Here is a 19,829-nt window from a genome sequence, read left to right as displayed (position 1 = left end):
ATCGTTCTAGTACTGAGACTGGGAGAACATTATATCAGCCATGAGGCTGAATGCTGCCCTGAAGGGCCGCTACTTGCAAACAAACGGCATGGAGACATGATGCCTATGCCGATTGAACCCGCATCAAGCTTTCCAAATCTATTCCTTCTTTATCCCATTCAATTCTGATTTATAGATCCCTCGGATCGAGCGCTTATCCGTATCAAGCAGAGCTGGAAACCGGATCGGCTGCTAGAATTGGCAGCACAAACGGCGCATTGCCATCGGCATCCTGGCCACGGCCCAGTTTTTTCATCGCCGCAACGAAGCGCCCCCCGCGTGAAAGCAAGGTATCGGCAATCTCCACCATCCGGATATTGGGCGTCGCAAAAGGCGACGCGGCCCGCAAGCCTAGCGCCAGGGCTTCCTCGTCCTGTTCGGGATGCAACGCGAGACTGGCAATCAAGGCCGCAGCTGGAGAGCGTGATACCCCCATCCAGCAATGGATCAGCAGCGGCGCAGTCTGGTCCCAATCCTTCACAAAATGAATGATCTGTTCCACATGCACATCTTGCGGGGCAATGAGATCGCCTCTGCCGGCAAAGGTAATATCGTTCAACGCAAGCGTCAGATGGCGATCCGGAGAAATCACTGCGGGGCGATGAAAATCCTGCCCCTTGGCCAGCAGGCTGATCATCTCTTTCGCCTTGTGGCGCACCGCCATTTCAGCAAGGCGGGCCAGCGGGCTGACGACGAAATAGCTCATGGCGCACCCGTACCGGATTTTTTGTGATTTTCCGCCTCACGCAGCCGCTCGATGGCGTCAAAACGATCCGCGAATTGCCGCTGCGCTTCAACGGCTGGCATGGGGGCAAGTGGCAGCATGTCGGCGGTTATATGGCGCGGCTGGCCGAAGATCCGCACGGCTTCCGCGCTTGTAAATCCGGCAAGCTCGGTGGCCTCGAAATAGGCGGCGATGCTATCGGCTTTCTTGATCAGGCTTTTCAGGCTGGCCGTGGGATGCGAGGGCAACCCAAACCGCAGATGGATGGCCGCCTCCAGCCGCTTTTCGACCAGCTTATAGCCGCCGCCCACCACAGCCTTGAAGGGCGAGATCATGTCACCGATCACATATTCCGGGGCATCGTGCAGCAAGGCCATTTGCAGGTCGTTGGCATTGTATTTGCTATTGCAGCGGCGAAAGATCTCTTCAACCACAAGGCTGTGCTGGGCCACGGAAAAGGCATGGTCGCCAATCGTCTGGCCATTCCAGCGGGCGACGCGGGCCAGGCCATGGGCAATATCGGAAAGCTCGACATCAAGCGGTGATGGATCCAGAAGATCGAGGCGACGGCCCGACAGCATCCGCTGCCAAGCCCGCGCCGATATCGGAGGAGGGGCGGCGGGCATGTCAGTCCTCGTCTGACGCGGCAGGAAAATCCAGGCCGGTCCAGGCGGGCAGGTGCAGACGCACGGCTTGATCACCGGCCAGAATAGGTGTGCCGTTTGCCATCGCATCGCCAGTGCGGTCAATACGCAGGATCGCCAATCCGATGGTGTCCAAAACCGTGCCGAGTGTGCCGAGTGGCTTACCATCGGCACGAAGCTCGGTGCCGGTTGCGGGCAGGGCAGTGTCAGCGGAGACGATGGCGATCCGGCGGCGGGCCATCTTGCGGTGATGCATACGCGACACCACTTCCTGCCCGACATAGCAGCCTTTCTTGAAGGAGACGCCGCCATTGAGGTCAAACAATATGTCGTGCGGATAGGCATCCTGAAGCGGATAGTCGAGCCCCGCTTCGGCCACCCCGGCCTTGATTCGCAACGCTGTATAAAGCCTGATATCATCCACAGCCGAGTTGACGCGACCCGGCACGCGCCAGACCGTTTCACCGGCAGCAGCGAAACGACGATCCTGAAAAGCTCCGGCCGGCACGTTGTCCCAGATCACCGTGACTCCGGAAAATTCAGCGGGGGTTAGGGTGACAGCGGCGCGCAACTTGTAGAGCGTCAGGCGGCGCAGCAGGGCCTCCTGCTCGTCAGATGCCACCTCCAGCAGATAACCATCGGCCAGCGGATAAACCAGCATGTCAAACAGGATCTTGCCCTGGGGTGTCAGCAACGCCGAGGGTGCGGCTTGCCCAGGTTCGATAAGGCCGAGATCCGCTGTCAGCAAATTGTTGAGAAAATGCGCGGCCTCTGCTCCAGCGACCTTTAGAAAAGCCCGGTTTTCAAGAAAAACGGCTGGCATGAGACGATCCAATCACATCTTACGAAACCACGGCGGCATTGGGCGAAGCCGTGGATTGCACATTTTTCTCGTCAGCAAAATCGATTGCCGCGAGGTGAAATACCTTGACGCCGTTTGCCTTGTCGGGAAAAGCGGGTTGGGCTTTTCCCTGACAACTTTAAGGCAAACATTCGGCCATCAATCGCCTGCCGTGAAGAATTTCCATTTGCCGTCGGGTGCAATGCCGATGCGGAAGAAATTGTAATTGCCAACTTCCAGCATGTTTTCAAAATCGCCCGCTGTCACCAGCCGCAGCAATTCCACCTTTTCCGGTGGGGTCAGCGTTGTCAGCGGCTTTTCGGCGAAATAGGGCCAGACATAGGCTTCCTCCGGGGTGCCGGCATTGACATGGACGAAGCCGGTCGACAGCACGTCCAGCATGATGGCCAGAACTTCAAGGCCATCGGGATCGCCGGAAACACTCTTGATCGTCTGGATCGGGTCGCCATTGTCATTGCCAAGCGCCAGAGCCGTCGGATCGTTGCCGCCCGCCAGAAGAGCGCGTAACCGTTCCGGATCGCCGGAGGCTGCGGCTTCCACCAGCTTTTCGCGCAGTTTGCGCACCGGTTCAGGCGCCTTGCTGATATCGTAGATTACCTCAAAAGGTGTGTGCGGAGCCGCTTCGGCAGCCGCACCCTTCGCCTTGTCGGCGGGTGTCGCCTGCTGTGGTTCGGCGCTGGGGGCGCTTTTCGGGTCGGAAGTGCTATCGGTTGGCAGGCCCGGCTGCTGACCGGTTTGCGGTTGCTGCCCCTGCTGCGCCGCATCCTTGGCGCCGCCCTGCAATTCCGACAGAGCGAAACTGCTGCCGGGCAGAGCGACAACGGCAATACTTGCCATCCAGCCGCAGACCAGCATTCTTTTTACATTGTTCTTGAGACCGGTCGCCTTTGCTCCGGTCTGGCATGCCTTGCGCATCTTATTGCCTCTGAAACTTACTGAACACTTCGCTTGGGAGAAAACTCACCGGCCAGCATGCGGGCACGCAAAGACTCCAACATGGCTTCCGCACCATCTTCACCATGAATGCGGATGGTTTCGCGCATGGCCAGTGCAATGGCCGCATCGGCGATGATTTCCGGTTCGATACCGTCAGCCATGCCATCGGCCCATGCCTCGTTCTGATATTCGAGGGCAGCCTGCATCTTTTCATGAACGATCATGTCGTCAATCTCGTTGCGGCGTGGTTCCATTCTGCATGTCCTCGAAGCGGTACTTACTCAGTTGTTAACGACTCTATCAGTGTTTTATCAAAACGACACGGGCGAATGCTAAATCGGATGAATTATTGGTTAATTTCCAAAGCGCGCCGTCATTTCCCGAACAAGTGTTGCGCCTTCAGCACGATACTGGCTTTCTGCCACCCGAGCGGCGGAAGTGCAAGAGGGGTGCACTGCGGCAAAGGCCCGATAACCACGGTTATAGGCGGCTGTCAGCATCTGCTTGCGAGCCGGTTCAGTGCCTGCATCAAGCGCGATGAGCTTTTCGGCCGCAGCCCGCCATTGCTGTTCCGGCTGGCCCGCGCAGAGATTGCGCAGATAGGTCACGGTCCCCAGAATTTCCGAGAGCCGGTTCAACTGTCCGTCATAGGGTGTTGCCTGTTGCGCAGGCGTTGCAGCCTCGCCGGGCAGCTTTGCTGGAGGTGCGACATTTGCCGCTGCCGCAAGTCCCGCCATAAGGACGGACACGGTACAGAGGGCAGGAAAAAGCAGGATTGGTCGGGTCATGCATATCCGTGGCATATGTGGCGGGGTCGCCGGGATTAACGTCAACGTTATCACGATTCCCGCCTTCGTTTACGCTGCTTTACCGCAAGCCACCAGCTTTTCCACGCAGTCACGCACGCTGGGTGGCGCGGGCAGATCCAGGATTTCTGCCGGGCTGTACCAGCCCAGCGCAGCGGCGTCGCTTTGGGCGACCGCTGCCGCCGCCGGATCGTCCAGGGTGACGAGGAAAACGGAAAGCCGGAAGTGATGGTGACTGGGGCCGCCCGGGTCCGGGTAGAGGTCGTAGCTGGCAAACAGACTGGGCGCATGGGCCGATAGCCCGGTCTCCTCTTTCAGTTCGCGCAAGGCGGTCTCTTCCGGTGTTTCGCCGGGTTCGCCACGCCCGCCCGGAAAGGCATAGAGATCGGCGGCGGGCGGTTTCGACCGCTTGACCAGCAGCAGCTTGCCCTGCCGGATCACGATGGCGGAGGAGGCGGGGGCGAAAAAAACCGGGACGGGTTGCTCGGTCATGCGGTGCTCGTTCTGTTTGCTGATCTGACGCGCCAGGCAGTCGTTGTAAGGTCGCTTGACGATAGGCTCTGCGACTGCGAAGACAAGACCATGTGTGGACGTTTTGCCCTGACCGTGACACCGGGCGAGATCGTGGAGGCCTTCGGTCTGCACGAACTCGAGGCCTTTCCGCCCCGGTTCAACATTGCTCCGACCCAGCCGATTCTGACGGTTGGCAATGGGGAGGTGCCTATGGTGGGCAGCAACCTGCCGAGCAGGCGGGCGCTGCTGGTGCGCTGGGGTTTTCTGCCCGGCTGGGTGAAAGATCCAAGTGATTTTCCGTTGCTGATCAATGCGCGCTCTGAGACGGCGGAAACGAAAGCGTCGTTTCGCGGCGCCATGCGCCATCGTCGTGTTTTGATCCCGGCCTCCGGATTCTACGAATGGTATCGACCAGCAAAAGAAAGCGGTGAAAAACCGCAGGCTTACTGGATCCGCCCCACCCAGGGCGGTATTGTCGCGTTCGGTGGTCTGGTCGAAACCTTTGCCGCCGCTGATGGATCTGAAATCGATACCGGCGCCATCCTGACCACCAGTGCCAATCGCTCCATTCGAGCGATCCATGACCGCATGCCTGTCGTGATCGGCCCGGAGGATTTCGAGCGTTGGCTGGATTGCAAGCGCCAGGAGCCACGCCACGTGGCTGACCTGTTGAAACCGGCAGGCGAGGACATGTTCGAAGCCATTCCGGTTTCCGATAAGGTCAATAAGGTCGCCAATACCGGCCCGGATGTGCAGGTCCGCGTCGAAAACCCGATGCCGAAAGCCGAGCCTAAGCCGCCTTCTGAACAGCTATCACTGTTTTGAACGGTATTGGAAAAAGGACGTCCTCAAGCGACTTTCTTGATCGGCGCTCGCTTCAACATCAGAGCGGCGGCAATCACCGCTTTCAAACCGATTGGGCGGTAATTGTCGCTCAATTCCGGCTTGGCCGGTTGCGGGGCTTCTTTGGCTTGCAGGAGCGCGGGGGCTTGCAGGGGGGCGGGCATGATGTTCTCCAAAGTGTTTCCATTGCGGCCTGTCAGGTTTGCTTGCAACCTGAGGGACATGCATTTCCCTTGTTTCAGTCTGTCCTTATCGAGAAAATCGGGTTGCGTTTTTCCCGTGACAAACTCCCGAACAGTCGTTTTCCTGACTGCTCAGGTTGAGAGATCATGACACTTTCGTGAATAATGCAAATTAATTTAAATCAAAGACTGCTACTTTTCGTGAGTCTGTTTTACAATTTCCGGTTTTAAAGGCCTCGATCCATTCCGGCGCCGTGATGGTCGTCGTGGTCTTCCATGACCGTCAAGGTGCCGTATTTCCGCTTCCAGGCGTGGGCGCCGAAGGGCAGGGAGAGCACATAGACAATGACCGTCACCGACAGCACTTCCCAGGTGAAGCTCATCAGCAGGGCGACATAAAGCACCACGGCGATCGTCAGTGGCAGAACCAGATCGCGGCGGACCTTCTTTTCAGATTTGCCGGACCAGACCGGCAAGCGGCTGATCAGCAGGAAGGCGATCAGCATCGTATAGGCTGAGGACGCAAAGGCAAATCCGGGCGTGGCTTCCACACCCAGAAAGCCGAGATAGATCGGCAGCATGACCAGAAGCGCACCAGCAGGCGCGGGAACGCCGACGAAATAGGCGTTTTGCCAAGGGGCCTTGATGGCACGTTCGTCCATGACATTGAAACGGGCAAGCCGCAGGCCTGCTGATATCGCAAAGATCAGCGCCGCGATCCAGCCGAAGGATCGGGCCTGATCCAGAATATAGACATACAGAACCAGACCGGGCGCCACGCCGAAATTGACGATATCGGCAAGCGAGTCCATCTGTGCGCCGAATTTCGATGTGGCTTTCATCAGGCGGGCGATGCGTCCGTCGATGCCATCGAGAAAAGCGGCGACCAGCACCATGCCGACCGCAAGCTCGAAACGTCCTTCGAAGGCCAGGCGGACGCCGGTCAGACCAGCGCATATGGCCAAAACGGTAATCAGGTTCGGAATCATCAGCCGCAGGGGAATTTCCCGCAGCCGAGGCCCGCGTGAAGCCTCGTTGACCTCCTGCTGGCCCGGCTGATTCTCATCCGCCTGAGTTTTCGGTCCCTCATGCTCTTGCGAAGGGTGTGCCTGATGCTGCGGCGTGTCGCTGGTCATGGCTGGCCTGTCTCCGTTATGGCTTGCAAAAATCGTCTCAGCTGCGGCGGCTGATGACCGGGCCCTTTGCCGAACCATATTCCGCGATCACGGTTTCACCGCCAATCGAACGCTGGCCAACCGCAACGCGGGGCTCGGCACCGGCTGGGAGGTAGACATCCAGTCGCGAACCAAATCGGATCAGACCGAAACGTTCGCCAACCCCGAGCGCCTGACCGGGGACCGACCAGCACAGGATGCGGCGGGCCACGAGGCCTGCGATCTGCACCACGCCGATGGCGCCGCGTGGGCCGTCGATGACCAGCGAATTGCGCTCATTGTCGCTGCTGGCCTTGTCCAGTTCGGCATTCAGGAAACTGCCGTCGCGGTAGACAACCTGGCGGATTGCGCCTCGTACCGGGGCGCGATTGATATGAACATCGAAGACATTCATGAAGATAGAGATGCGCAACATCGGGTCGCTCGACAGCTGCAATTCTTCCGGCGGGATGACCATCTGGATCATCGACACGCGGCCATCGGCAGGGCTGACCACCAGATCGTCATCCTGCGGGGTGAGGCGCTCCGGGTCGCGGAAGAAATAGGCGCACCATAGTGTCAGCAGCAGGCCGACCCAGAACAGCGGCTCCCAGATCCATCCGAGCACCAGCGACCCGACGAAGAAAGCGCCGACAAAAATATAGCCTTCCTTATGCACGGGGACGAGGGTATTGCGGATCGTATCGAACAAGGACATCGGTAGGACTTCTCCTGAAAACTCTATTGATGACGTGACTACCGCGAAACGTGTTCAGGGGCAATGCCGGGCCTGATTGAGGCCCCTCACGGGAAAGCCGCCGCACTTTTATACATGCGATCACACAGCAGGCGGCAGGCGCGTGACCACACCGAGATCGTCGCTTTCGCGCACCTGGCGCAGATGCTCTTCTGCCTGGGTCGCCTCCCGCTGCCGGTTCCACATCGAGGCGTAAAGGCCGTTTTGGGCGAGAAGTTCCGCGTGTGTGCCACGCTCGGCGATTTCGCCCGCTTTCAAAACGATGATTTCGTCGGCGCCGATCACGGTCGATAGCCGGTGGGCGATGACCAAAGTGGTGCGATTTTGCGATACAATGTCGAGGGCCGCCTGGATATCCTGCTCGGTCGTGGTGTCGAGCGCCGAGGTCGCCTCATCGAGAATGAGGATTGGCGGTGATTTGAGCACGGTGCGGGCGATGGCGACACGCTGTTTTTCTCCGCCCGACAGTTTCAGGCCGCGCTCACCGACCATGGTCTTGTAGCCCTGCGGCAGTTCACGGATCGAGCGGCTGATCTGAGCAATGTCGGCGGCGGCCTCCATCTCGGCATCGCTGGCCCCAGGCCTGCCATAGCGAATATTATAGGCGATGGTATCGTTAAACAGCACTGTATCCTGCGGCACCATGCCGATGGCGGCGCGCAGCGACGTCTGCGTGATATCGCGGACATCCTGCCCGTCGATGCGGATCGCGCCCTGCTGCACATCGTAAAACCGGTAGAGCAGCCGTGAAATTGTCGATTTGCCAGCGCCCGATGGGCCGACGACGGCCACTGTCTTGCCCTCCGGCACGGTGAAGGAAATCCCCTTCAGGATCGGCCTTGCCGGGTCATAGGCGAAATGCACGTTTTCGAAGGTGATAGCGCCCTTGGCGATGGCAAGCGGCTTCGCATCAGGCGCGTCGCGCACTTCCGGCTCTACCGCCAGAAGGTCGAACATCTGTTCGATATCGGTCAGGCCCTGGCGGATTTCGCGGTAGAGCATGCCGATGAAATTCAGCGGCACGGAAAGCTGCAACAGCAGCGCGTTGACGAAGACGAAATCGCCGATGGTCTGCTCGCCGCGCTGTACGGCCAGTGCCGAAAACACCAGCATCACTGTCATGCCCACACCGAAAATCAGACCCTGGCCGAAGTTCAGCCAGCCGAGCGAGGTCCAGACCTGGGTGGCGGCCTTCTCGTAACGGGCCATGGATGCATCGAAGCGGCGGGCCTCCATGTCTTCATTGCCGAAATATTTGACCGTCTCGAAATTCAACAGCGAGTCGATGGCTTTGACATTGGCGTCGGTATCGCTGTCATTCATGGCGCGGCGGATGGCGATGCGCCAGTCCGAAGCCTTGACTGTGAACCAGACATAGACGGCGACGGTGACGGCGGTGATCGCCAGATAGGAAAATCCGTAGCTCCACCAGAAAATCACCGCCGTCAGGGCAAATTCGATCAGCGTCGGGATGGAGTTGAGAATGGTGAAGCGGACGATGGTCTCGATGCCTTTGGTGCCGCGCTCAATGATGCGTGATAGGCCGCCGGTCTTGCGCTCCAGATGGAAGCGCAGCGACAATTGATGCATGTGCAGAAAGGTTATATGGGCCAGCCGCCGCACGGCATATTGGCCGACGCTGGCAAACAGCGCGTCGCGAAACTGGTTGATGCCCATCTGCACGATGCGGGCCAGATTATAGGCAATGACCAGCATCACCGCTGACAGCATGAAGGCAGGCAGCAGGCCCGTCGCATCCATCTTGCCATTGAGCGCGTCGGTGGCCCATTTGAAATAATAGGGCACCAGCATCAGCACCAGCTTGGCGATCACCAGAAACAGGCTTGCCCAGACCACCCGCATTTTCAGATCGAGGCGCTCGGCTGGCCACATATAGGGCCAGAGATTGACGATGGTGCGCCACGGATTGCTGCTTTCGGCCGAAACCGTTTTGACTTTCTGATGCATGCTTTATGTCCTGCGCGCGGGCTGGTGGAAGCGCGGTCCGTTCCCGAAGGAGGCGCCCGGAAGAGGCGGCAAAAAAGAGGCGGCCCTGAGGCCGCCTTTGTTATGTGCTGATATAGGCAATGCTGACGAAAGAGGCAAGGACTTGGAAACATTCGTCTGCCCTTGCCGGCATTTCAGACTATCGCCCGCACTTCAGACTATCGCTTGTGCTCCCGCATCCATTTGCGATGGATTTTTTCGGCCTCGTCATCCGGCATGGATTGATCCGGCACGGTGAAGGTCTGGCCGGGCTCGATCAGGTCGGGATTGCTGATCTGTTCGGCATTGGCGACATAGATCGTCGTGTAGCGCACGCCCTGGCCATAGACCCGGCGGGAAATCTGCCAGAGCGTATCGCCCCGGCGGATGATGACCGCATTCTTGCTTTCGGTCAGCGGCGCCTGGCTCAGCACCGGCGGCGATGTACCATCGGCTGGCGCCAAGGTCGGTGCCGGGTTTTGCGTCGCTGCGGCTTGCGCAGCGGCAATTTTGGCTGGCATGGGTTCCAGCGCCGCATCGACAAGCGACTTGAGGGTCGGCAAGGCATTAGCCATCGCCGTGACCGACGCCGTCGGCACTTGCTTGAGGACCACGAGTGCCTTGTCAGCCTGGTCTGCCATGCGCGCCATGAAGGCGCTGGCGGTCTGGTCCGTGCTGGGGGTCGGGCGGAAATCCGCAACTGCTTTCAGGGCAAATTCCAGTGCCGAGCGCGATGCCGCCAGGCTTTCCAGTGTCGGTGTCTTGCCATCGGCAAACAGGTTGCTGAGCAGCGTGAAGGACTTGGCCAGTGTATCGCGCTGCCGATCAAACAGGTTGCTATCGACGGTGGCCGGGCTGACGGTGCTGCCGGCGGCGCCGGGCTGGGCTTCCGGTGCGACAACCGCAACCTGATCGCCTTCCGGCCGGTTGAACGGCACCGACGCGCGCAGTGTGACCCTGCCATTGGCATCCTTCAGATCGACGCTGATGATATGCTGGCCGACGGAAAGCGGCATCTGGCCTTCGACCACGAAATGCCCCTTCTGGTCGACATCCGCCGAGCCGATTTGCTTGCCATCGGCATAGGCGGTCACGGTGCGGCCCTTCTGGGCGTTGCCTGCCACGAAAATCTTGTCGCCTTCAAGCTCGACCGCGGTGATCTGCAAATCGGCAGCGGACAGGGATGGGGTGGACGCAGATCCAGGCGTCGTCGTGGGCGTAGCAGCGGCGACGCGGCCCTGCTTGTCGACACCATTGATCTGTTCCGGAGCCTGTGGCTGGCTCTGATCCTTTGGCGAGACTTGATCCTGTTGCGGGCCACTGATCAGCCGGCTGGCTTCGCCGGGCTTGGTCACCATGGCCAGCACGTCACCGGATGGATCGGCCGGGACGGAAACCGTAGCCTGCTCCTCGGACCCGATGGTCTTGCCTTCTTTGGTCGTGGCTTTCAAATCCAGAGAATGATCGCCGGGCGACAGAGGCTTGTCGAGCACGATGGCGAAGTCGCCGTTTGGAGAGGCGGTGGCGCTGGCAATATTGCTGGAGCCGTCATGGACCTCGACCTTGGCACCCGGTGCCGCGCTGCCGGCGATCACAGTCGAGCCGTCTTTTTCAACGCGGAGCACGTCAAAACGCGGCATGTCTGGATCGATAGCCACTTCCGGTTCGCCGCGCATGGCCCGACCGATATTGGCGATCATGGCGGCGGCATCCTGCGGGGAGGCGGGCAGTTTGGCGATCAACTGCAAGGCATGGGCAGCCGAGGCCTTTGCCTTGGTGAGGCTGTCTACAAGGCCTGCTTCGATCCCGGCGGGAAGATCGGCATCCGATAGGGCTTTCAGGGCTGTCAATGCAGCAATACGGGCTGTGGCGTAAAGTTCGGGTGCCGGGGTTTTCTGATCGGCAAACAGATTTTCCAAGGCGGCCACCGATTGCTCTGCGGCCTTGGTCAGACGCTGCATCTTGGCGGCGGCCTGGCCATCGGGGGCAGGCGTGGGTGAGGAAGGCCCGGACGCTTCGGGCGCTGCCGCCTGTTCAGCCGGGGCAGCAGGTGTTTCTGCCGTCTTCTTTGTGCCGCCAATTTGCGGAAGCACGAAAAACACCATCAATACTGTCGCAATGGCAAGCACGCCGAGAGCCAGCCAACCGGCACGGTTTTTCATAGTCCAACGTCTCCGGGCGGATTATTCCGCCATATCCCTTGAAACTGATAGAGCGCCATGGCGTATGAATACCCCATGAAGGACGCCCAAAAGTTTTGTCCCCACTGCATGACCCAGCTCAAAACCGCAGACCGCTGCGGTACTACGGATTTGGCATTTCCATCGGATTTTCCAAAAATCGCGTCCCGCATTTTGGTCCGATCTCTTACATCCATAGGGATTTAAGAGTTTATGCAGTAACGTTTCCTTAATCGCTGCACAAGCGATGAACCCGGTTTGTTCATAGGCTTCCTGGAGTTTTCGTTAATTTTATTGACGTCAGCGGGCCGCGATGGCCATTCTAAACGTATGACAAAAAACCATTCTTCGATTCGATCCATCTGCGTTTATTGTGGCTCACGGCCCGGACGCGATCCCGATTACATGGCTGCGGGCCGCACACTTGGCCACTCAATTGCCGCTCATGGCCTGCGCCTCGTCTATGGCGGCGGCACCAAGGGCATCATGGGTGCCGTTGCCAGCGGCGTGTTGGACGCGGGTGGCCAGGTGACGGGCATCATACCGGAATTCCTGGTCGATATGGAAGCTACACGTCATTCTCTCGGCCAGCTGAACGAATTGATCATCACGCAGGACATGCATCAGCGCAAGCACAAGATGTTCGAGCGCGCCGATGCCTTCGTCACCTTGCCGGGCGGTATCGGTACGCTAGAGGAAATCGTCGAGATCATGACCTGGGGCCAGCTTGGCCGCCATGAAAAGCCGATGGTCTTTGCCAATGTCAACGGTTTCTGGGACCCGATGCTGGAGCTGATCACCCATATGCGCCAGGAGGGCTTCGTCCATACCGGCCATAAGGTGCAGCCGCTGGTGATTAACGAGATCGAGGCCATCGTGCCGACAATCGTCGATCGCTGGGAAGAACTCGGTCGCATCTCCGGCGATGCGGAGGTGTTGTCAAAGCTCTGATCAGCGCCGTTTCAGCATCGGTAAGGTATAGATGACCAGTGCAACCCAGATCAGCGGGAAGGCAATGGCCTTGGCGGTGCTGAATTCCTCATGAAACAGGAAGACGGCGATCAGGAAAATCATCGTCGGGGCGATATATTGCATGATGCCGATGGTGGAGAGACGCAGGAGCTTGGCACCATTGGCGTAGAGGATCAGCGGCACGGCTGTGACCAACCCGCTCGAGGCCAGTAGCACGGTATTGTTGAACATGCTGGTATCCGGCGACCCCAGGAAATGTGACTGTCCGGTCACGCCGAGATAGATCAGGTAGGCCAGGGCGAAAGGTGACAGCAACAGCACTTCCAGCAGAAAGCCCTGATTGGGGCCAATCGGCAGCGTCTTGCGGAAAAACGCATAGAAGCCCCAGGAAAAGGTAAGGCTGAGCGCGATCAGCGGCAGGCGTCCGGCATCGACCGTCAGGATGACGACGGCGACCACCACCAGCGCCAGCGCGGCCATTTGCGCCGGCTTCAGTTTTTCCTTGAGCAGCACGGCACCAAGTAGAATGGAAAACAGCGGGTTGATGAAATAGCCGAGCGCGGTATCCAGCGCGTGGCCGGCACCGATGGCCCAGACATAAATGCCCCAATTGACGCTGATCAGGCAGGCAGTGATTGCCGCCATGCCGATCATTTTCGGATTGCGCAGTGCTCGCTTCAGGTCATCGGTGCGCCGCAACACCAGAAGAACGAGACCGGCCACCGGAATGGACCACAGCACCCGATGGGCGATCACTTCCATGGGCGGAATATGCGCGACGGCCTTCATGTAAAGGGGCAGAAAACCCCAGAGCAGATAGGCCGAAAGCGCAAAAAGAAAGCCACGCAGGCTATCGCGGTTTTCGCCCGCTGGCGCTGCAACTTCGCTCATGATGTTTCCGATCCCATTGCTGTTTTTCCTGCCGATACGCCTTCAGGACGCAAACGGCAAATTCATTCCATTGAAGGATCAGTGAGTTTGGTGAATGCGACTATGTCAATGTTCGAAAATCGGAAAGCAGATCGAGACGGTTTTGGCTTATTCCGCCGCAATCCGCCCGGCCAATTGGCGGTTTTTCATCAGCTTGTAGACAATGGCGTCCATCAAGGCCTGGAACGAGGCGTCGATGATATTTTCCGAGACCCCCACCGTCCACCAGCGGGCACCGCTGGCATCGGTGGATTCGATCAGAACACGGGTAATGGCTTCGGTGCCGCCATTGAGGATACGGACCTTGAAATCGGCCAGTTCCAGATCCTTTATTTCGCTTTGGAATTTGCCCAGATCTTTGCGCAGCGCAATATCGAGCGCGTTGACCGGGCCGTCTCCCTCGGCGACCGACATCACCGTCTGCCCGTCGATCACCATCTTCACCACGGCTTCTGACACGGTTTTCAAATTGCCATTGCTGTCAAACCGGCGCTCGATCATCACCCGGAAGCTTTCGACGGCGAAAAATTCCGGCACGGTGCCGAGGGTGCGATGCGCCAAAAGTTCGAAACTGCCATCGGCGCCTTCATAGGCATAGCCTGTCGCTTCACGCTGCTTGACGATCTCGATCAGCCGGTCCAGCTTCGGATCGTCCTTGGCAACCGTGATGCCGCGGCGTTTCAACTCGTTGATGAAATTGGCCTTGCCGCCCTGGTCGGATACCATGACCTTGCGGAAATTGCCCACAAGACCCGGCTCTACATGCTCATAGGTTTTCGGGTCCTTCAACAGCGCCGAGGCATGGATGCCAGCCTTGGTGGCAAAGGCGGAAGCACCGACATAGGGAGCCTGATGGTTGGGGGAGCGGTTTAATAGTTCATCGAACGCATGGGAGAGGCGGGTCAATTCCACCAGCTTTTCGAGATCAATGGCCGTCTCGAACCGGTCGGCATAGGTCTTCTTCAGACAGAGCGTCGGGATGATGGTGGTCAGATCGGCATTGCCGCAGCGCTCGCCAATGCCGTTCAGGGTGCCTTGAATCTGGCGCACACCGGCTTCCACGGCGGCCAGCGAATTGGCAACGGCCTGGCCGGTATCATTATGGGCGTGAATACCCAGCGACGTGCCGGGAACACCTGCCTCGATCAGACTGGCAATGATCGTGCGGATTTCCGGCGGCTGGGTGCCGCCATTGGTGTCGCACAGCACCACCCAGCGCGCACCGGCCTCATAGGCGGTTTTGGCACAGGCCACGGCATAGTCGGGATTGGCCTTGTAGCCATCAAAGAAATGCTCGCAATCCACCAGCGCTTCCTTGCCCGCAGCCACCACGGCCTTGACACTGTCGCGGATGGAGTCGAGGTTTTCCTCATTGGTGCAGCCAAGCGCCACTGTCACATGGTAATCCCAGCTTTTCGCCACAAGACAGATGGCATCGCTTTTCGATTGCAAAAGCTGGCTCAGGCCCGGATCGTTGGAGGCGGAAATTCCGGCGCGTTTGGTCATGCCAAACGCCGTGAAGCGGGCGCGGCTGGTGCGTTTTTTTGAGAAAAATGCCGTGTCGGTCGGATTGGCACCGGGATAGCCGCCTTCGACATAATCCAGCCCGAAATTATCCAGCATGGCGGCAATGGCAATCTTGTCTTCCACGGAAAAATCGATGCCGGGCGTCTGCTGACCATCGCGCAGGGTGGTGTCGAACAGGGTGATTTTTTCGCGGCTCATGAGTGCCTCCCAAAGGCAAATTCTTATGTGTTTTGGATTTTTCCGGCAAAACGGTCAGTGGCACGGATCAATTGGTCGAGAATATCAGGTTCGCTCATGGCATGGCCCGCAGCCTCGACAATGTGCAAATCGGCATCCGGCCAGAGTTTGGACAATTCCCATGCATAGCGCAGCGGGCAGGGCATGTCATAGCGCCCATGCACGATCACGCCCGGAATGCCTTTCAGCTTATGGGCATCGCGCAGCAATTGCCCGTCTTCCATCCAGATCCGGTTCATGAAAAAATGGTTTTCCAGCCGGGCAAAGGCGATGGCGTAATGGTCCTCGCCGAAATTTTCGATCTGCTGGATATTAGGGATCAGCGAAATCGTCGCGCCTTCCCACTGGCTCCAGGCGCGGGCGCAGGCGAGCTGCACTTCCTTGTCCTCTCCGGTCAGACGGCGGTGATAGGCGGAAATCATGTCATGACGCTCTTCAACCGGAATGGGCGCGATGAAATGCTCCCAACGGTCCGGATACATCTCGGAGACGCCGAACTGATAATACCAGTCCAGTTCCGCCTTGGTCAGCGTGTAGATGCCGCGCAGCACCAGTTCGCTGACCCGCTCTGGATGGGTCTGCGTATAGGCCAGTGCCAGCGTCGAGCCCCAGGAGCCACCAAATACCAGCCATTGTTCAGCGCCGATCATGTCACGCAAACGCTCGATATCGGCGACCAGATGCCAGGTGGTGTTGGCGTCCAGATGGGCATGCGGCGTGGATTTGCCGCAGCCGCGCTGATCAAACAGGATCACATCATAAAGAGCTGGGTCGAACACCCGCCTCTGGCTGGGATTGATGCCGCCGCCCGGTCCGCCGTGCAGAAACACAGCAGGCTTGGCGCCCTTGGTGCCGACCCGCTCCCAATGGATGACGTGACCATCACCAACATCGAGAAAGCCGGTCTCGAAGGGTTCGATCTCAGGGTAGAGGGTGCGTAATTCAGTCATGGGGCGATCCCATATGCGTTGGCCAGTCGCTCGTGTCATGGTCCGGGTGTTGGTGGGTGGCGCCTGCCACTTTCGCCAGCCAGTCGGCATTGGCTTCGCTGGCCTCGACCGGCAAGGTGTCGAGGGCTGCAAACCACGGCATCTTGCTGTCCAGATTGGCCTGTTCGACGGGCTTGACGCTGGCCGGGTCATCCAGCGATCCGAGCGTGATGTTGATGAAATCCGCCTCGGGAATATCGAAAAACAGCGGCGTGCCGCAGGCGGCGCAAAAGCCGCGCCTTACCAGATCGGATGACTGAAACCACTGCGGGGTGCCGCGTGTCAGCTGAAACAGGTCACGGCTGACCGAGCCAAGCGGCAGGAAATAGTTGCCTGACGCTTTCTGGCACATGCGACAATGACAGATATGCGGATTGCCAATCGGCGATTTTGCCGTGTAGCGCACCGCGCCACATTGACAGCCGCCATGCAGGGTTTGACCTTTCATGCCTCATCCTCCACCGGCCAGACTTGGGTGTCGAAATCTGGGTGCTGCCAGGATTCGATGGAGTCGAAGAAGGCTTCGTATTCCGGGCTGGTATAGACCGGCTTTTCAAACAGCGTGTCGATCCACGGCAGGCGCTTGTGGTGATTGACCTGAATGGCGGGCTCAAAGGCGGCGGGATTGTCAAAGGCACCGATAGCAATCTCTACCCCGGTGGGGTGTTGGTAGGTCAGCGGTGTGCCGCATTTTTCGCAAAAGCCACGCTTGACCTTGCTCGAAGAGCGAAACAATTTCGGCTGGCCACGTGTCCATGTCAGATGCGCCTGATCAGCGGAGACAAAAGCGCCAAAAAACCCACCGAATTGTTTTTGGCACATACGGCAATGACAGATGGAAGGCCGTCCCAGCTTGGCTGCCTGAAACCGCACCGCGCCACATTGGCAACCGCCGGAAAAAATCTCGCTCATGACTTTGCTCCGCTTTCGGTTGGCCAGCTGTCGGTATCGTGGTCGGGGTGCTGGTAGGAGACGAGGCCATCGAGGAATGGAAACTCATCAAGGTCTTCTTCTGTCGGATTGCCTGGCAATTCATGCAGGTGATCGACGAAGCCTATTTTCCCTTCTGTCCCGAATTGCTGCACTGGGGGCAGGGCGGCTGGATCGTCGAAAGCGCCTGCCGCAACCGCCATGCCATCCGGGGCCTCATAGGTCAGCGGCGTGCCGCAATCTGCGCAAAAGCCGCGCGACACGACATTGCTGGAGCGGAACATCTTGCGCTCGCCGCGTGTCCACTGAAAGTCGACCCCTCGTACCGAGACGAGCGGTGCATAATACGCCCCGAACGCCTTCTGGCACATGCGGCAATGGCAGATCGATGAGTCTTTCAGCGCGCCGTTAACGCGAAACCGGATGGCTCCGCATTGGCAACCGCCGGTGTGGATTGTCTCTGCCATGGCCTATTGCCCCTTATGTGCGGTTTCGAGCCAGTTTTCCAGTTTCAGCCCGGGTACGCGGGCAAATTCACGGGTATTGTTGGTGACCAGAACCATATCCAGCGACAGCGCATGGGCGGCGATGAACAGGTCGGTTGCGCCGATAGGTGTTCCCTGTTTTTCCAAGGCGGTGCGAATCTCAGCATAATGACGGCCCGCCAAATCATCATAGGCAATGACAGCGATCCTTTCCAAGACCCCTTCAACCAGACGAGTAAGCCGCTCGAAGCCTTTGCGCTGTATGCCAAACAGGATTTCCGACAGAACAATTGAACTCAGGCAAATATCGTCACGGTTGAGGCCATGCATAACGTCTGCCGCCCTGCCCATAGGATTTCGCACCACATCAGAGATAATATTGGTGTCGAGCATGTAGCGCGCGGTTATCATAGATCGACTGGTCTCGGCGGTGGTTCAATCAGATCAAAATCGGGAAAATCCTCCTCGATAGGCGGCTGACTACGCAGCCACTCGATCAGATTTTGCTTCTTGTCGTTGACAGGCTCAATAATGATCCGGTCGCCTTCCTTGCGCATGATCACTTCATCGCCCGGAAACTCGAATTCCACGGGGATGCGGACGGCGCGATTCCGACCGTTCTTGAACACCCGCACATGTCTTTCCTGCTCCACACTCATATTTGCCTCCATCACTGGCATAGGCTTTAGCATATGCCAGTGATCTTCACCATGCAAATCAGCGCTTGACCTCCCAGGTGGTCAAGCGCTCGCCGGTGTCCTTGTTCTTGCTGTCTTTCAGCTGAATGCCCTTTGCCAAAAGATCGTCGCGGATCTTGTCGGCCTCGGCAAAGTTCTTGGTCTTCAGCATTTCAAGGCGCATCTCGACAAGGGCGTCGATGGCGGCAGAGAGATCATCACTAACATCCGCCTTCTTTGGCGCGAGCCCAAGAAAAGCAGCGCTGGCGACGAAAGCCGGAAGCTTGGATGGATCGCTATTGGCGGCAGATGCAAGCGCATGCAGAGCCTGCACGGCGGCCACCGTGTTCAGGTCATCCGCCAGTGCATCCAGCACAGTTTGATCTGGCGCGGCATCGTCTGTTCCGCCTGTTGGCCATTTGGCAATCAGCCGCTCCGCTTCTTCCAACCGCTTCACCGAAAAATCAATCGGCTCACGGTAATGGGTCATCAGCATCGCCAGCCGCAGCACTTCGCCCGGCCATTTGCGACCGCCGAAATTCTCCGTGTCCAGCAATTCGTTGATGGTGAAGAAGTTGCCATCCGATTTCGACATCTTGCGGCCTTCCACCTGCACGAAGCCATTGTGCATCCACACATTGGCCATCACGCTGGTGTCGTTGGCGCAGCAGGATTGGGCAATTTCGTTTTCGTGGTGGGGGAAGATCAGGTCCAGCCCGCCGCCGTGAATGTCGAAAACCTCGCCCAGATAGCGCTTTGACATGGCCGAGCATTCGATATGCCAGCCAGGACGGCCTCGGCCCCATGGGCTTTCCCAGCCGGGTTCGTTATGGCTTGAGAGCTTCCACAGCACGAAATCACCGGGATGCTTTTTATGGGCCTCGACAGCGATGCGTGCGCCTGCCTGTTGCTCATCCAGATTGCGCTTGGAAAGCTGGCCGTAAGCGGCCATGGACCGCGTGTCAAACAGCACTTCGCCCTCGGCCACATAGGCATGGCCCTTGGCAATCAGCGTCTTGATGATGTCAATCATCTGCTGGATATTGTCGGTGGCGCGCGGCTCGATGGTCGGCGGCAAGTTACCGAGTACCGCCACATCGGCGTGGAACTGATCCGCCGTCTTTTGCGTCACCTTGGCAATCGCCTCATTCAGCGGCAGATCGGGGAAATCCCGGAGCGCCCGCGCATTGATCTTGTCATCGACATCGGTGATGTTGCGGGCATAGGTGACGTGGTTTTCGCCATAGATGTGACGCAGCAGCCGGTAGAGCACGTCAAAGACAATAACCGGCCGGGCATTGCCGATATGGGCAAAATCATAAACCGTTGGGCCGCAGACATACATGCGCACGTTTTTGGGGTCGATCGGGGTGAAATCAACCTTGCTGCGCGTCAGTGTGTTGTAAAGCTTGAGGCCCTCGGCCATGTCAGTCTCCCAGACGTGTATAAACCCGGC

General features: G+C 58.5%; 23 protein-coding genes. 2 read left to right on the top strand and 21 right to left on the bottom strand.

The genetic code is table 11. The annotated features are described in order from the left end of the window. Window positions 1-202 precede the first annotated feature (202 nt). From IEI95_RS20710 to IEI95_RS20680, 7 genes are all read right to left on the bottom strand, one after another. Window positions 203-745, bottom strand: a complete 543-nt coding sequence (locus IEI95_RS20710) for a tyrosine phosphatase family protein (protein ID WP_156535258.1) — start codon at window positions 743-745, stop codon at window positions 203-205. Beyond that, entirely contained in the window at window positions 742-1,389 is a 648-nt protein-coding gene (locus IEI95_RS20705; RefSeq protein WP_156535260.1) for a YfbR-like 5'-deoxynucleotidase, read from the bottom strand. Before IEI95_RS20705 ends, IEI95_RS20710 begins: the two co-directional genes overlap by 4 nt. Window position 1,390: 1 nt before the next feature. Beyond that, window positions 1,391-2,230 carry a CAF17-like 4Fe-4S cluster assembly/insertion protein YgfZ gene (ygfZ, locus tag IEI95_RS20700; RefSeq protein ID WP_156535262.1) on the bottom strand — a complete coding sequence of 280 codons (840 nt, stop codon included), beginning with the start codon at window positions 2,228-2,230 and terminating at the stop codon, window positions 1,391-1,393. A gap of 177 nt (window positions 2,231-2,407) precedes the next feature. Beyond that, on the bottom strand, window positions 2,408-3,184 hold the full coding sequence (locus tag IEI95_RS20695) for a hypothetical protein (protein WP_156535264.1): 777 nt from the start codon (window positions 3,182-3,184) through the stop codon (window positions 2,408-2,410). 17 nt (window positions 3,185-3,201) lie between these two features. Then, window positions 3,202-3,459 carry a hypothetical protein gene (locus IEI95_RS20690; protein WP_015915468.1) on the bottom strand — a complete coding sequence of 86 codons (258 nt, stop codon included), beginning with the start codon at window positions 3,457-3,459 and terminating at the stop codon, window positions 3,202-3,204. 99 nt (window positions 3,460-3,558) lie between these two features. Beyond that, window positions 3,559-3,993: a TIGR02301 family protein gene (locus IEI95_RS20685; RefSeq protein WP_234626789.1), complete on the bottom strand. Its 435-nt coding sequence runs from the start codon at window positions 3,991-3,993 to the stop codon at window positions 3,559-3,561. A 69-nt stretch (window positions 3,994-4,062) separates the two neighbouring features. Continuing rightward, window positions 4,063-4,503 (bottom strand): NUDIX hydrolase, encoded by a 441-nt coding sequence (locus tag IEI95_RS20680; RefSeq protein WP_071204720.1) that lies wholly within the window; start codon window positions 4,501-4,503, stop codon window positions 4,063-4,065. A gap of 90 nt (window positions 4,504-4,593) precedes the next feature. Between IEI95_RS20680 and IEI95_RS20675 the strand changes: the two genes are divergently transcribed. Next, window positions 4,594-5,349, top strand: a complete 756-nt coding sequence (locus IEI95_RS20675; RefSeq protein ID WP_156535266.1) for an SOS response-associated peptidase — start codon at window positions 4,594-4,596, stop codon at window positions 5,347-5,349. A 23-nt stretch (window positions 5,350-5,372) separates the two neighbouring features. Here IEI95_RS20675 and IEI95_RS20670 read toward each other — a convergent pair whose 3' ends face one another. The 5 genes from IEI95_RS20670 to IEI95_RS20650 form a co-directional block, all read right to left on the bottom strand. Further along, on the bottom strand, window positions 5,373-5,531 hold the full coding sequence (locus tag IEI95_RS20670) for a hypothetical protein (protein WP_194416944.1): 159 nt from the start codon (window positions 5,529-5,531) through the stop codon (window positions 5,373-5,375). Between the two features lie 245 nt (window positions 5,532-5,776). Beyond that, on the bottom strand, window positions 5,777-6,685 hold the full coding sequence (locus IEI95_RS20665; RefSeq protein WP_156535268.1) for a CDP-alcohol phosphatidyltransferase family protein: 909 nt from the start codon (window positions 6,683-6,685) through the stop codon (window positions 5,777-5,779). Window positions 6,686-6,722: 37 nt separating this feature from the next. After that, complete coding sequence (locus IEI95_RS20660) at window positions 6,723-7,421, bottom strand: phosphatidylserine decarboxylase (RefSeq protein ID WP_156535270.1); 699 nt, start codon at window positions 7,419-7,421, stop codon at window positions 6,723-6,725. 120 nt (window positions 7,422-7,541) lie between these two features. Beyond that, window positions 7,542-9,428, bottom strand: coding sequence for an ABCB family ABC transporter ATP-binding protein/permease (locus IEI95_RS20655; RefSeq protein WP_194416943.1), 1,887 nt, complete (start codon window positions 9,426-9,428; stop codon window positions 7,542-7,544). A 197-nt stretch (window positions 9,429-9,625) separates the two neighbouring features. Beyond that, the gene (locus IEI95_RS20650; protein ID WP_156535274.1) at window positions 9,626-11,608 is read right to left on the bottom strand and encodes an Ig-like domain-containing protein; all 1,983 of its coding nucleotides are present in this window, start codon (window positions 11,606-11,608) and stop codon (window positions 9,626-9,628) included. A gap of 348 nt (window positions 11,609-11,956) precedes the next feature. On the opposite strand from IEI95_RS20650, the gene IEI95_RS20645 reads away from it, so the two are divergent. After that, window positions 11,957-12,577 (top strand): LOG family protein, encoded by a 621-nt coding sequence (locus IEI95_RS20645; protein WP_194416942.1) that lies wholly within the window; start codon window positions 11,957-11,959, stop codon window positions 12,575-12,577. Here the strand turns inward: IEI95_RS20645 and rarD are convergent, their stop codons facing one another. From rarD to cysS, 9 genes are all read right to left on the bottom strand, one after another. Further along, a complete protein-coding gene (gene rarD / locus IEI95_RS20640) occupies window positions 12,578-13,489 on the bottom strand; it encodes an EamA family transporter RarD (protein ID WP_156535277.1) in 912 nt (303 codons plus the stop codon). It abuts the gene before it with no gap. A gap of 147 nt (window positions 13,490-13,636) precedes the next feature. Then, window positions 13,637-15,253 (bottom strand): citramalate synthase, encoded by a 1,617-nt coding sequence (gene cimA / locus IEI95_RS20635; RefSeq protein WP_156535279.1) that lies wholly within the window; start codon window positions 15,251-15,253, stop codon window positions 13,637-13,639. 23 nt (window positions 15,254-15,276) lie between these two features. Continuing rightward, window positions 15,277-16,242, bottom strand: coding sequence for a prolyl aminopeptidase (pip, locus tag IEI95_RS20630; RefSeq protein WP_156535281.1), 966 nt, complete (start codon window positions 16,240-16,242; stop codon window positions 15,277-15,279). Then, window positions 16,235-16,729 (bottom strand): GFA family protein, encoded by a 495-nt coding sequence (locus IEI95_RS20625; RefSeq protein WP_156535282.1) that lies wholly within the window; start codon window positions 16,727-16,729, stop codon window positions 16,235-16,237. Before IEI95_RS20625 ends, pip begins: the two co-directional genes overlap by 8 nt. Continuing rightward, window positions 16,726-17,193 carry a GFA family protein gene (locus IEI95_RS20620; RefSeq protein ID WP_156535284.1) on the bottom strand — a complete coding sequence of 156 codons (468 nt, stop codon included), beginning with the start codon at window positions 17,191-17,193 and terminating at the stop codon, window positions 16,726-16,728. Before IEI95_RS20620 ends, IEI95_RS20625 begins: the two co-directional genes overlap by 4 nt. Beyond that, window positions 17,190-17,678: a GFA family protein gene (locus IEI95_RS20615; protein WP_156535287.1), complete on the bottom strand. Its 489-nt coding sequence runs from the start codon at window positions 17,676-17,678 to the stop codon at window positions 17,190-17,192. The genes IEI95_RS20620 and IEI95_RS20615 overlap by 4 nt, the downstream gene beginning before the upstream one ends. A gap of 3 nt (window positions 17,679-17,681) precedes the next feature. Continuing rightward, window positions 17,682-18,089, bottom strand: coding sequence for a type II toxin-antitoxin system VapC family toxin (locus IEI95_RS20610; protein ID WP_234934242.1), 408 nt, complete (start codon window positions 18,087-18,089; stop codon window positions 17,682-17,684). 14 nt (window positions 18,090-18,103) lie between these two features. Further along, on the bottom strand, window positions 18,104-18,355 hold the full coding sequence (locus IEI95_RS20605) for an antitoxin (RefSeq protein ID WP_156536632.1): 252 nt from the start codon (window positions 18,353-18,355) through the stop codon (window positions 18,104-18,106). A gap of 58 nt (window positions 18,356-18,413) precedes the next feature. Beyond that, complete coding sequence (gene cysS / locus IEI95_RS20600) at window positions 18,414-19,799, bottom strand: cysteine--tRNA ligase (protein ID WP_156536631.1); 1,386 nt, start codon at window positions 19,797-19,799, stop codon at window positions 18,414-18,416. Between the last annotated feature and the right edge of the window lie 30 nt (window positions 19,800-19,829).

This window comes from Agrobacterium vitis (assembly GCF_014926405.1).
Classification (GTDB): domain Bacteria; phylum Pseudomonadota; class Alphaproteobacteria; order Rhizobiales; family Rhizobiaceae; genus Allorhizobium; species Allorhizobium vitis_H.
This window is presented reverse-complemented; position numbering and strand designations above follow the sequence as displayed.